General features: G+C 66.2%; 12 protein-coding genes. 5 read left to right on the plus strand and 7 right to left on the minus strand.

What is annotated here, in order from left to right:
* The first annotated feature begins 69 nt into the window (after positions 1–69).
* From KOR34_RS21570 to KOR34_RS21580, 3 genes are all read left to right on the plus strand, one after another.
* Complete coding sequence (locus tag KOR34_RS21570; RefSeq protein ID WP_146568149.1) at positions 70–1359, plus strand: hypothetical protein; 1290 nt, start codon at positions 70–72, stop codon at positions 1357–1359.
* A gap of 399 nt (positions 1360–1758) precedes the next feature.
* Positions 1759–2157 (plus strand): hypothetical protein, encoded by a 399-nt coding sequence (locus KOR34_RS26900; RefSeq protein WP_197531653.1) that lies wholly within the window; start codon positions 1759–1761, stop codon positions 2155–2157.
* A gap of 638 nt (positions 2158–2795) precedes the next feature.
* Entirely contained in the window at positions 2796–3413 is a 618-nt protein-coding gene (locus KOR34_RS21580; RefSeq protein ID WP_197531654.1) for a DUF4240 domain-containing protein, read from the plus strand.
* Here the strand turns inward: KOR34_RS21580 and KOR34_RS21585 are convergent.
* From KOR34_RS21585 to KOR34_RS21610, 6 genes are all read right to left on the minus strand, one after another.
* The gene (locus tag KOR34_RS21585) at positions 3410–4006 is read right to left on the minus strand and encodes a signal peptide-containing protein (protein ID WP_146568154.1); all 597 of its coding nucleotides are present in this window, start codon (positions 4004–4006) and stop codon (positions 3410–3412) included. The genes KOR34_RS21580 and KOR34_RS21585 overlap by 4 nt on opposite strands.
* A 7-nt stretch (positions 4007–4013) precedes the next feature.
* Complete coding sequence (locus KOR34_RS21590) at positions 4014–4805, minus strand: DUF4261 domain-containing protein (protein WP_146568157.1); 792 nt, start codon at positions 4803–4805, stop codon at positions 4014–4016.
* Between the two features lie 161 nt (positions 4806–4966).
* A complete protein-coding gene (locus tag KOR34_RS21595) occupies positions 4967–5485 on the minus strand; it encodes a hypothetical protein (protein WP_146568159.1) in 519 nt (172 codons plus the stop codon).
* A gap of 75 nt (positions 5486–5560) precedes the next feature.
* Positions 5561–6829, minus strand: a complete 1269-nt coding sequence (locus tag KOR34_RS21600; RefSeq protein WP_146568161.1) for an outer membrane protein assembly factor BamB family protein — start codon at positions 6827–6829, stop codon at positions 5561–5563.
* Positions 6830–6927: 98 nt separating this feature from the next.
* Positions 6928–7620, minus strand: a complete 693-nt coding sequence (locus tag KOR34_RS21605; protein ID WP_146568163.1) for a hypothetical protein — start codon at positions 7618–7620, stop codon at positions 6928–6930.
* Positions 7621–8095: 475 nt separating this feature from the next.
* Positions 8096–9088 carry an NADPH:quinone reductase gene (locus tag KOR34_RS21610; RefSeq protein ID WP_146568164.1) on the minus strand — a complete coding sequence of 331 codons (993 nt, stop codon included), beginning with the start codon at positions 9086–9088 and terminating at the stop codon, positions 8096–8098.
* 157 nt (positions 9089–9245) lie between these two features.
* On the opposite strand from KOR34_RS21610, the gene KOR34_RS21615 reads away from it, so the two are divergent.
* Both KOR34_RS21615 and rlmN read left to right on the plus strand, forming a co-directional pair.
* Entirely contained in the window at positions 9246–10802 is a 1557-nt protein-coding gene (locus tag KOR34_RS21615) for a YcjF family protein (protein ID WP_197531655.1), read from the plus strand.
* A complete protein-coding gene (gene rlmN / locus KOR34_RS21620; protein ID WP_146568168.1) occupies positions 10795–11871 on the plus strand; it encodes a 23S rRNA (adenine(2503)-C(2))-methyltransferase RlmN in 1077 nt (358 codons plus the stop codon). Before KOR34_RS21615 ends, rlmN begins: the two co-directional genes overlap by 8 nt.
* 627 nt (positions 11872–12498) lie before the next feature.
* On the opposite strand, the gene KOR34_RS21625 is transcribed toward rlmN, so the two are convergent.
* Entirely contained in the window at positions 12499–12894 is a 396-nt protein-coding gene (locus KOR34_RS21625; RefSeq protein WP_146568170.1) for a hypothetical protein, read from the minus strand.
* Positions 12895–13114: the final 220 nt, after the last annotated feature.

Raw genomic sequence — 13114 nt, forward strand, 5'->3', positions numbered from 1 at the left:
GGTCGCGCGCCCCTCGGGCCCTCGCGGCGAACTCTGGATGAACCTCCCCGCCCGTCACGGAACGTGAATATGCGCTCGACGCCGCTCATCGTGATGCTGCTGCTGGCGGTCGCCGCCGGCCCGACCGCGGCCACAGCCAAGGACGACACTGCCAACAGCGCCGCCGCCAACGACGCCCCCGGCAAGTACCCGCTGGCCGAGCAGGGCCCCGAGCCGAGGCCGATCGACCCGCCCACCCGCGAGGCGATCCAGGCGTCCATCAACCGCGGCGTCGACTTCCTGCTGGACGACCAGCGCCCCGACGGCGGCTGGGGCAGCCCCGAGAACACCAAGGGCCTGAACATCTACGCGCCCGTGCCCGGCGCGCACGACGGCTTCAAGCTGGCCGTGGCCGGCCTGGTGGTGCAGGCGCTGTGCGAGTGCGAGGACACGCTGGACGCCGACCGCCGGCAGCGGGTCGACGACGCGCTCGAGCGCGGCGCCGAGTGGATGCTGGCCAACCACGAGAAGGTCCGCCGCTCGGCTGCCGACGCCATCTACAACACCTGGGGCCACGCCTACGGCATCAGCGGCTTCGTGGCGCTCCACCAGCGCGCGGCGGGCGACGCCGACCTGCAGGCCCGGCTCAAGCAGGCCGCGCAGTTCCAGGCCGACCAGCTCAAGCGGTACGCGTACCTGTCGGGCGGCTGGGGCTACTACGACTTCGACCACGTGGCGAAGATCCCCGGCAGCAGCCCCAACAGCTTCACCACCGCCACCGGCATGATCTCGCTGCACGACGCCGAGGCGATCGGCGTGACGTTCCCCGAGAAGCTGATGGACAAGGCGGCCGCGTCGGTCATCCGGCAACGCAACCCGGACTTCAGCTACGCCTACGGCGAGTACCTGATGTACTCGCCGCGGCTGGGCATCAACCGCCCCGCCGGCAGCCTCGGCCGCAGCCAGGCCTGCAACGCCGCGCTGCGGATGTGGGGCGACGACGTGATCAGCGACAACGTGCTGCGGGCGTGGCTCAAGCGGCTGTTCGCCCGCAACGGGTGGCTGGGGATCGGCCGCAAACGCCCGGTGCCACACGAGAGCTACTTCCAGGTGGCCGGCTACTTCTACTACTACGGCCACTACTACGCGGCGATGTGCATCGACATGCTGCCCGAGGACGAACGCCCGTACTACCAGGACCACCTGGCCAGCATCCTGCTGCCGCTGCAGGAGAAGGACGGCAGCTGGTGGGACTACCCGTTCTACAACTACCACCAGCAGTACGGCGCGGCGATGAGCCTGTACTGCCTGCGGCACTGCCTGCACGGCGAGCCGGTCTCGCCCGGGGATGATGAGGCGGTGGCGCAGGCGGCGTTGTAGCGCTGGACAGGCCGACTGAAGTACGAACTCCAGCCGAGAGTACTTTCCCACTGGGCGTTCGCGTTCCTAGAGCAGGAGTCTCGAATGGATGGGCCTACGAGGCTCGCTGGCAAAGAATCCAAGCGTTCCTGGATGCGGTTCAGTCTGAGGTCACTTCTTGCCGCGACAACCCTAGTCGCCGTCTGGATGGCGTTTGGCGTTATCCGCCTACGTCAAGAGCAGGCGGCGCTCCCCGCCATTCAGTGGGCAGGCGGGCAGGTCGCCTACCGCGGGACGTGGCTTTACCCATTTAGACGGATTTACTGCGTCAGTTTTGTAGGTCGGAGCCTAACCGATGACGCGATGAGGAGCGTCACGCCCCATCTGAAGAACCTACCCGGTTTAACACACCTGCAACTCATGCAGACCAGCGTCACTGACGAGGGGCTCAAGCACGCGGCAACCCTCTCTCGGCTGAGAACGCTTGACCTAGTCGACAACCGCATCACCGACGACGGACTGCAGCCGCTGCTCCGATTGTCGGCGTTGTCGAAACTCGACCTGAGCGCCACCCTTGTTTCTGATGCCGGACTGTCGCATCTGGAAGGCATCAAGCGTCTCAGCAGTGTGTCGTTGCCTGGCGCTGTCGCTGCGGGCTTGCCGCCGTTGGACCCGGACCTAATCGAGGCCCGCGAGGCAATGCTGGCCGCGGTGGCTGTACCTGGCGTGGTCAGCGACCAGGGGATTGTTTCGCTGCAGGCAGCATGCCCCAACTGCAAGATCACGCAGACGACGGTTGTATTCAGCGGGGACCTGTGAGGCCGGCCCGTGAACCTATCTGCGCTCTTCAGCTGCGAGCAGGCGAGGCTTTCTCACCGACTGGGGCAGACCTTCCGCGCTAGGAAATGACGCAGGACGGGTGGCGCCCTCGGTAGGTAGGTTCCCAGCAAAGCCGGACTTTCCCGACTGGCCGGATCGGCGCGACCTGGCCGTGTAGCAGCTGGGCGATTCTATTCTGCCGCGGTTGCCGGATTGTCATGGGAACCGGCCGCGCTCTGTGGTCCAATCGTAGGTATGCATGCGCCCCTTCACCCGGCCCGCCGTAGTGGGAGCGGGATGGCGTCGCTGCGCCTGTGGTTAAGCGCTCCGGTAGTGTCCGAATTAAGCGGCCGGAATCGGACAAAACCCCCACGGACCAAGATTGAGGCAATCGGTGTAACGACCTAATCCAAAAGCACTTACGAGCATCCTGGGCAGAGGTGTGCCCCGAGTTTTGACCCCTCCGCGCGTGTTTTTGGACAAAACGAATCGGACAGAACCCAAGCTTCCACCAGCGGAGCTGCACCCATAGAAACCCGACGCGTCAGCGAGGGCGGCCCTGCTTGCGACCCGGAGTCAAAGGTGCGAGGTTCGCTGCGGAAAGTTGCCGGCACACTGCTGATGCCTAGTCAGCGATTGTGCTTCACAAGAACCATCAAGAGTCGGTCGACCCGCTGACCCACCCGCGGTCGAATGAGCGAGAGTCGAACCGCATCCCTAGCGAGGACGGAAGGTTGGACGAAGACAAGTTCTGGGAGGTCATCAGCCTCTTCGACTGGTCGCAGACCGGCGATGACGACGCGGTCATGGCCGGCGTCCTGCAGGCGTTGGCCGCGATGGACCGTGAGGCGATCTACCGCTTCGAGGACATCCTCGCCGAGAAGCTGCACGCGCTCGACACCCGGGAGCACTGCCGCGCGTGCTACGCGGGCGAGCTGGACCCCGACGACGGCGACGACTACATCTCGGCGGACGACTTCCTCTACCAGCGCTGCGTGGTCGTGGTGAACGGGAGGGAAGTCTACGAAGCGATCCTGAAGGATCCCAGCCAGATGCCGCAGGGGATGGAGTTCGAGGCGCTATTGTCGCTGCCGAGCGAAGCGTTTGAAGAAAAAACCGGCGAGGAGTACGACCACGTGCCGCCGGTCAGCTACGAGAGCTTCGAGAACACGGCCGGGTGGGCGCCCACCTCTGACACCCGCGGCGGCAAGTACACCGGGCCCAATATCCCCCCAGGGAACCGCCGCCCGACTTAGCCCGAGTCGCGAGGCGGCGCCTGGTCGGGCGGCGCGGAGGGGATTGGCCGGATCAGCACCAACGCCGCTACCAGGCCGACCAGCCCGCCCAGGTAGCTCGCGTTGTGGATGTACGCGACCCGCGCGAACGCCCACGTGTCGGTGACCTGCAGCCGCCGCAGCATGGGCGCCCACGACGAGTAGTCGGCGTCGGGCCCACGCCACAGCCCGTAGGCGTAGCCGCCGACGCCCGCCAGCAGGCCGCACGCGAGAACCACGGCGAATCCCTTGAGGACCTGCCCGCACGCCACGCGGCGGGGCTGGTTGGGGATCAGCCGGCGGGCCAGGAACCAGGCGGCGAAGAAGCCGACCCACCACGTGGCGAGCAGACCGATGGTGCCGACAAACACGCGGTCGCCCAGCCCGGGGTCGGCGCCCTGGAACTGGTGGAACTTGAAGTTGGTGAAGTACTCCGGACCGATCGCGTAGGTGATCTGGTCGTGCACGACGCCGTACACGCCGGCGATCACCGCGCCGACGACCGCGGCGCCCAGCATCCAGGGCAGGTCGGCCAACGCGACGCGTGGCGCCAGCCGCCTCAGCACGCTCGGCATCGCTCCCTCACCCCCGCCCGAACCAGCGGCGTTTCGTCTTCTTGCTGGAGTAGTCCAGATGCATCACCTCGCCCTCGTGGCCGAACGGCGACTCGCTAAACCGGGCGGTGATCTTTTCTTGGGCGTCGTGCCCGAGGGTGTGGCCGTCCTCGATCACGGGCCCGTTGTTCAGCAGGTAGGTGGCCAGGTCCATCATGCGGATCCGCAGGTCACCGACGCTGTCGGTCGAGTTCTTGGTGACGATCTCGCGGTGGCCGAGCGGCTCGAGCCCGACCGAGAACCCGTAGGTGAGGCCGCTGTCGCCGTCGACCGGGCCGGCGCGGAAGTCGCACCACAGCGGCAGCACCGCGTCGGGCAGGAAGTGCGCGGCCATCTCGCAGAACGACTTCTTGGCGATCAGCATGGTGGCGTCGCCCCAGTAGACGCCGAGGCAGCCCCGGCCGGACGCCAGCACCGACGCGGTCGCCATGGTCAGCAGCTTGCGTTGCTCGATCGGGTCGTCGCCCTCGCCGATGACGGTGATAATCATGTGCCCCGCCTGGCGGGGCAGGTCCTCCGCGGCGGTGGGCCACAGCCAGCTGGTCTGGGCGGGCCCGGCGAGCTCGTCCGGCGGGTAGGGCGCCGGCATCAGGGCGATCGCCACGAGCCACGGCCCGTGGCTGAATGTGAGCACACGGTCTTCCTTCTCCACCTCCGTCGGCGCGTCGACGCCGTCCCACGTGGCAAAGTGCTCTGCCAGACCGCTCCGCGAAACCTTGGCGCCCTGCTCCAGCAAGACAAACGCGATAGCAGGACTCAAGGCGACCCCTCCGCTGCTGATGGCGATGTGAACGCGTCGCCCCAGTATAGCGGATCCCGGCGCCGACCGAGCAGGTCAGCCGCAGTGCGTAGGCCGGAACAAGCGCAGCGCAGTTCCGGCGCGAGCAGCGGGGTCTGCCGGAACGGCTTGTTCCGGCCTACCTACAACTCGTCTCCACGGTGCTGGCGTAACAGCGTTACAACAGATTCGCAATAGCCTTGGGATCGCTCTGGTCCCAGTAGAGAAAGCAGCTTGAGATCCTCTTCCTCGGCAAACCCTCCCTGAATCAGGCACTTAGTAACAACTTCTTCTAAGAGCCAATAGAACTTCCCCGATTCCGGCGTCGATGTGTGAGAGAGTTCGAGCACTCTAGCCATTGGCCAGATCAGAAGACTGGGGTACCGGGTCGACCCAAGCATGAGTTCGCCAGCATCACTTATGAGCCAATCAAGAAGTTCGGACTTGGCGATAACGTTGCCCCAGATCAGTGCGGCCCCAGGTAGACCTTGTGGGTGATGGCCTGCTTCGTACTCAATAAAGTCGAGCGCGTCTATGTCGATCCTTGTGCCAGCGAATGCGCACGGGTATGGCGGTCCGATAGCCGACCACATCTCACAGTAATTGTTTGCGGTCGCTTCGATTGCTTCGAGTTGGTCGGCTGTTGCAGGTTGCAGGTCCACCCAGTGCGGCTAATCTGTGGTGAGGAGTACTGTGAAACGAGAAGTTGCTATGAAAGCCGGCAGGCCCTCGATTCGCTACTCCGCCCCAATGCAGTAGATCGCCTTGTCGGTCCGCAGGAACAGCCGGCCCTCGCCCACGGCCATCGCCGCGTTGACGCGGCTGTCGTCGGATTCGAAGGTGTTGACCACCAGCTGCTCCAGCTCGTCGGGCGTGGCCTTAAGCACGAAGGTGCCGTCGAAGCGGCTGCTGGCGTAGATCTTGCCGTCCGCCGCGGTGGCCGACGCGTACATGATGTCGGGCCGCGGGCGGAGGCGCTCCTCGTACATCAGCTCGCCGGACTTGGCGTCCACGCAGTACGCGACGCCGTTCTTGTCGTGCAGCAGGTACAGGTAGCCGTCGTGGTAGACCAGCGAGTTGACGTTCGAACCCTTGTCGATCCGCCACAGCACCTTCTCGGACATGTCGCCCGACCCGCCGGCGGGGACGGCCAGCGACTGGTTGCGGCGGGCGCCGGTCGCGTACACCACGCCGTCGACCGCGATGATCGACGGGCAGAGGTAGCCGTCGTCGACGCCGTTGCAGTGCCACAGCTCCTCGCCGGTGGCCGGGTCGTACGAGGTCAGCCGGCGGGGGACGTTCAGCACCGCCTCGGTGCGGCCGTTGGCTTCCACCAGCAGCGGGGTGGCCCAGCAGCTGTCGATGCCCTCGACGCGCCACTTCTCCTCGCCGGTGTGCTTGTCAAGCCCGACCAGCGAGTTGCTCTCGATGCTGGCGTTAACGATCACGATGTCCCCGTGCACAACGGGCGACGCGCCGGACCCCCAGCCGTGGGTCTTGTCGCCGACGTCGGCTTGCCAGATTTGGTTGCCCTCCATGTCCAGGCAGTAGACGCCCGACACGCCGAAGAAGGCGTACAGCCGCTCGCCGTCGGAGGTGAGCGTGCTGGTGGCGTAGCCGTGCATCGAGTCAAAGCCCGGCTGGTACTTGCTCTCCGGCAGCTTGGCGGGGAAGTCCTTCTTCCAGAGCGGCGCGCCGCTATCGCGGTCCAGGCAGACCACGTGGCGGACCAGGCTGGACTGCTCGCCCGGGTCCTCGGCGTTCTCGCCGTAGCCGGAGTAGCAGGTGAGGTACACCCGCTGGCCGATCAGCACGGGGCAGGACGAGCCGGGGCCCGGCAGCTCCCGCTTCCAGACGATGTTCTGCTGGTCGCCCCACTCGGTGGGCAGTTCGGTGGTCTTGGCGGCGCCGAAGTGGTCGCCGCCACGGAAACCGATCCAATCCTCCGCGACCAGCACGGGGGAAGCCAACAGCAGCAACAGCAGCACGCCGGGGACGCGGTTCATGGGAGGCCTTGCGGAAAGCGGGGGTGGGACTGCAGGGGAAGCCCCCTCGTTCTACCCGATCCGCAACCGCCACGCCACCAAACCCGGTGGGAGCAGGGCTAGACGCCGCCGTCCATGCCGAGCCGCATCTTCAGCTCCTCGAAGTCCTGCATGAACCGCTCCGTGGTGGAGTGCACGTGCTCGGCCTCGGTGATGAACTTCATCTCCTCGCGGCAGTCGAGGTAGTTGTCGATCATGATGCCCTCGTAGGCGGTGAGGTCGTTGCCGTAGACGATCAGCAGCTTGTGCTCGTCCAGCTGGACCTCCTGCGGCAGCGTCGGGTTCAGCACGGCGATGCCGGTGCAGCCGTCGTTGACCAGCAGGTCCTCGAAGTCCCACAGGATGCTCTGCAGGATGGGCATGTCGATCGATTCGCGGTACAGGTCGGTGTGACCGCCCGCGTTGTGGGCGTGGCTGGTCTCGAGGACGACATCCACCACCGGACCCAGCGGCTGCAGCAGGTCGATGAAGGTTTCCATCAGGCGGCCGCGGGTGGCGGCGCCCATCAGCACCGGCACGTTGCTGCGGGTCTCTTCGTCGCGGTAGAAGTCGTGGCGGAAGCCGGCGCTGGGCACCACCTCCAGCGCGTAGCTGGGGCGGACCGCGTCGGACAGCTCGAAGTCGCCGTACCGCGCGACGCCGAGGTGCGCCTCCAGCTCGTCCTCGCTCAGGCAGTCAAAGCTGCTGGCGGGGGCGGCGACGGCCTGGTCCTCGTCGAAGACGGTCGTGAAGAAATCTTTGAGAAAACCCATCAGAGATTCTCACCTCTATAAATCGAATTCGTCGGCTAAACGCCGGACGCGGTGCGGCCGGCTTCGGTCAGATTGGTGGGGTGAGAGCGTCCTGGTTCTCGGCTGTCAGAGCGTCCGCACCGTGCGCCGCCTGGCATGCTGAACCCTAGGTCACCCATTGCGGCGCACGCGGGGGCGCCCTCGGCGGCCGCCGGATAACGGGTCGCCCCCCCGGGCGCAACCGCTACAGCCGGTCGGCGGGCCGCTCCGCGGGGCCCCAGTAGGCTCTGCGCTGCAGAAAACTGAAGCCGGCAGGCCCTGCCGCTACAGAAACCACGGCCGTCGGGCGCCGCTTTGCGTCGCGGCCGGCGGGGCGTGCCCAATAACCCGCGCCGTTGGCACAGGCGGACCACCGCCGACCCGGCGGCCGCCAACCTAGAAACGCAGCTGCCGCCTAACAAAGAAAAGGAGAAGAGAAACCGTGGGCAGACCCGGGCTAGCCGACCTTCACTACGATCTTGCCGGCCAGCGTGCCGGCGCCCGAAAGAGTGTTCTGCTCCTGCAGCCGGTGCGCGTCGGCCGCCTGGTCGAGCGTGAACGTCTGGCCGACCTTCGGCCGGTACTCGCCGCTGGCGAGCCACGCGTTGATCGACTCGGCCGCTTCTCGCTGCTCTTCGGGCGTGGCCTTGAACATCACGAATCCGTGCAGGCTGGCGCCCTTCACGTAGAACGGGCCGACGGGGAACTCGGGCCGCGCGTCGCGGCCCGCCATCAGCACCACGCGGCCCCGCTCGGCCAGGCAGGAAAGGATGCGGTCGAAGTCCGGTTCGCGGGTGGTCTCCCACCAGACGTTGGCGCCCGAGAACGAGGGGATTTCGCCCGCGAGCGCGTCCGCCAGGTCATCGACCTTGTAATCCACGGCCACGTCGGCGCCCAGGTCGCGGCAGGCCTGGCGTTTCACGTCCGTGCCGGCGGTGGCGATCACCGTGGCGCCCAGCGCTTTGGCCATCTGCACCACGGTCGAACCAACACCGCCCGAACCGCCGTTGACCAGCAGGGTCTCGCCCGACTGCACCCGCGCCTCGCGGACCAGGCCCAGGTGCGACGTGATGCCCACCAGCGCGCCCGCCGCGGCGGCCTCGTCGGTGACGCCATCGGGGATCGGGTACAGCCACTGTTCGCCCACGGCCGCCAGCTCGCACAGCGTCCCCTGCCGGCCCAGCAGCCCCTGGTTGCTGCCCCACACCCGCTGCCCCGGCCGGAAGCCCCCGCCGGACCGCACCACCTCGCCCGCCAGGTCGCAGCCCGGGATGTACGGCGCCGGCAGGTCCATCGCCACCATGCCGCCGCGGACATACGTGTCGATCGGGTTGACCGCCGAGTAGGTCACCCGCACCAACGCGTCGCCGGGGCCGGGCTGCGGCTCGGGCAGCTCGCCGACCTGGATCGAATCCGCGGGGCCCGGTTTCTCCACAAAGGCGGCTTTCATAACGCAAGTCCTGGCTCGGCGAGACGAATACTAGGCACGGGTACGCGGCGGGCGTCCCTCTGCGATCTAGGCCGGCTGTGCGGTAAGATGGAGGGGCCCGCTCGAGTCCCAGAATCTTACCCACTCCCGCCCCGCCCGGTAACCAAGCCCACGCATGATGGGAATCCGCAAACCGTCCGCCGGCCTGCTGCTGGTCCTGCTGCTGATCGGCGGCGGCTACGCGGTGGTGAGCGTCACGCCGAACGTCGTCGAGCAGTTCAAGGGTGCCAGCGATATCAACCCGGCGGTTGGCTACGCGTACCTGGCGGTGGTTTCGCTCGGCGCGCTGGCGTTCCTGATCGGCGTCGGCTACCTGTTCTTCCGCTTGGCCCAGAACGCCCGCGCCAAACACCGCGACCTGTCGCGGCGTTCGACGGACCCCAGCAAGCTGACCGCCAAGCAGCGCGAGGCGGAGCTGGCCGACAACCTGGCCGCCGGGCGCGAGTTCGCCGCCACCGCCGCGATGAAGGAGAAGCTCCGCGAGGAGCTGGAGCGGTTGACCGAGGAGCTCGAGGCCAAACGCAAGCACCGCCGGCTGGAGATCGTGGCGTTCGGCACCATCTCCAGCGGCAAGTCGTCCCTGCTGAACGCGCTGTGCGGGCAGGACGCGTTCCGCTCCAGCGTGGTGGGCGGCACTACGGTGGCCAAGAGCAGCGTGCCCTGGCCGGGCGAGGACAAGGTGGTGCTGGTCGACACGCCCGGCCTGGCCGAGGCCGACGACGAGTCGCACGGCGCGGTGGCGATCGAGGCCGCCGAGCAGGCCGACCTGGTGCTGTTTGTTGTCGACGGCCCGCTGAAGCACTACGAGCAGGAGCTGCTGGAGCTGCTCGCCAAGATGGAGAAGCGGGTGGTGCTCTGCCTGAACAAGGAAGACTGGTACGACAGCCGCCAGCAGCCGGAGCTGCTGGCGCAGCTCGCCGAGCAGGCCAGCCCGGCCGTGGCGCCGGAGGACATCGTCGCCGTCCGCGCGAGCGCCGCAACCCGCCGGCAGGTGCGCGTGCTGCCCGACGGCACGGAGGAGGTGGGCGAGGTGACCGACCCGCCGGACATCTCGCCGTTGGCCGACCGGCTGCTGAAGATCGTCCGCCGGGAGGGGGGCGACCTGCTGCTGGCCAACCTGCTGACCCGCTCCCGCGGCCTGGTGGACGACGCCAAGGAGAAGGTGCTCGTCGCGCTCGACGAGGAGGCCGACCGCGTGATCAACCGCTACATGTGGGCCGCCGGCGGCGCGGGGCTGATCCCGATCCCGCTGCTGGACCTCGCCGGCGGCAGCGCGGTCACGATCAAGATGATCATCGACCTGGCCGAGGTGTACAAGCAGAAGATCGACACCGACACGGTCGTCGAGATGCTCGCCCAGCTCAGCAAGAACCTGATCGCCTCCCTTGGCGCCAGTGCCGCCGCCACTGGCTTGAGCGCTGCGCTCGGGTCGGTGCTCAAGACCGTGCCGGGCGTGGGCACCATCACCGGCGGATTGTTGCAGGGCACGGTGCAGGCGTTGGTGACCCGCTGGATCGGCAAGGTGTTCTGCGAGTACTACCGCAATGAGATGAAGACCCCGCCCGGCGGTCTGGCCGAGATGGCCAAACGCCAATGGAAGGCCGTGACCGCGCCGGATGAGCTGCGGAAGCTGGTGCGATTGGGTCGCGAGCATATTGAAGATCCCGATGACTAACCTCATCCCCATCCACGACGCCCACCGCATCGACCAGCTCCGCGGCGAGCTGCGGATCGAACCCGGTCTGCTGCGCCGGCTGCGGATCGCGTTCTTCAAGAAGGGCGCCACGGCCGACGACGCGCTCGCACAGCTGCCCGAGGGCGTGCGGGAGCGGTTTGCCGAGCGTGTCGCTTTCCATCCATTGCGGCTCGACCACCGCGCCGACTCGCAGCAGGACGGCGCTTCCAAGCTGATCTTCAAGACCGACGCCGATTACCTGATCGAGTCGGTGATCCTCCGGCCGGGCACTGGGCGCACGGCGTTGTGCGTCTCTAGCCAAGTCGGCTGCGCCGCCGCGTGCGACTTCTGCGCCACTGGCAAGATGGGCATGGCCCACAGCCTGCCGGCCGCCGCGATCCTCGACCAGCTCGTGCAGGCCAACCAGCTGCTGGCCGCCGAGGACCGCCGCGTGCGCAACCTCGTGTTCATGGGCATGGGCGAGCCGCTGCACAACGAGGAGAACATTTACGAGGTGCTCGCCGCGCTGGCGAATCCGCAGCTGTTCCACCACTCGATGAACCGGGTGCTGGTCAGCACGGTCGGCATCCCCGACGCCATGATCCGCCTCGCGCGACGTTTCCCCCAAGTCAACATCGCGTTGAGCCTGCACGCGGTGCGGCAGCAGGCCCGCGAGCAGATCGTCCCCCTCGCCCGCAAGCACCCCGTCGACCAGCTCCGCGCCACGATCCAGCAGCTCAACACGCTGCAGGGCCGCCCGGTGATGCTGGAGCACCTGATGCTGGCCGGCGTGAACGACTCGCTCGACGAGGCCCGCGAGCTGGCCGCCTGGTGCGAGGGCCTGTTGGTGCACGTGAACCTGATCCCCTACAACCCGATCGCCGGCGCGCCGCACCTCATCGGCACGCCGCCCGCCGAACGCAAGGCGTTCGCCCAGGTGCTGAAGGACGCCGGCGTCACGACCACCACCCGCTATTCCATGGGCCAGGACATCGAAGCCGCCTGCGGCCAGCTGGTGCAGCAGGGCAACCGCGAGGTGGCCAAACGCGCGGCCGCCGCCCGCGCGTAACGGGAGGATCTCCACTTGAGTCGGGGGTTACCTTCTCCAAAGTCCGATTCGTTTTGTCCAAAAACACGCGCGAAGGGGACAAAACTCTGGGCACACCTTTCCCCCTAGGTTCGTGGTCTACGCTTCTATAGCAGTGTTTCCTGTGTTTGTGGCAGAAAGCGGCCGCGGGGGTTTTGTCCGTTTTTAGGCGCCAAGAGGACAAAACAGTCCTAATCACGCGGCGCCACTCGTTTACTCAACCGCGCAGCACAAACGCGCGGCCCGCGCTGCAGAGAACGCCCCGCTAAGGTGGGCACACCGGTGCACCAGCATTAGATCACGCCAGGTGGCCTGTTTTCTACAAGAAAAGCCCCGTCGTTTCCACTGTGCGGAACATCGTGCCAGGGTGGGGGCCATCAGGCCGTTAGGGAGACGCGCACCACAGTGCGAGCGAGTACGTTGAGAGAACCACGAAGGACACTAAGAGCACAAAGAAGTATGGAGACACAGCTTCGTGCTCTTAGTGTCCTTCGTGGTTCAACTCGGTCCCGATCATAGGCCGAAACATGCGACAGCGCCTTCGTGGCAGGCGGAGGTGTTTGAATCGGGATGACGCTGAGCCATGTTCTGCCTCGCCGCCTCGAAAAACTAAGTTCCTAGGTCATTTCGGCAGTGCGTGTTGTTCAACAAGGCTATTGCAATCATCTCTGTTGCTTCTGCGACACACCGAGCTTGCCCATGCACCCAAGCATTGTCCCATGGAGCGAAATCAGGCGCTAGCTCGTAAGACACATCGTAGACGTCGACGTCCGGAGCAATGACGACGAGCGTCTCAGACCTGTAGTCGTTCTTGGCAACCAAGCGAAGTCTTAGGTGAGAAGTGACCCCAAAAACATCAGGCGAACTGATGGTCGCCTCGACATAATCTATCAGTTCCACCATGCCGTTGAGAATGTCAGAGAGTGCCGGGAACTCTTCCGCCGCGCGAGAATAGAATTCTCGAAGCGTGCAGCCCCGTTGCGCGGTGATGCGACTGATCTTCATGAGATGATTTGAGTCCTATGGCGTGATCTGTCAGCCAGGCACACCTTCTTCGAGTTAGAACCCTGCTAGTATTGGGCGTGGCTCGGCCGCCGCCCACACCACGATTTTTGCATGTTTATCGCAGAATGAACAACCACAAAGGACACCAGGAGCACTAAGGCGTTCGCCCAATTCCCTTCGTGTTCTTGGCGTCCTTGGCGGTTCAAACACTCCCCGTCGC

This window comes from Posidoniimonas corsicana, assembly GCF_007859765.1.
In the GTDB taxonomy this organism is placed as follows: domain Bacteria; phylum Planctomycetota; class Planctomycetia; order Pirellulales; family Lacipirellulaceae; genus Posidoniimonas; species Posidoniimonas corsicana.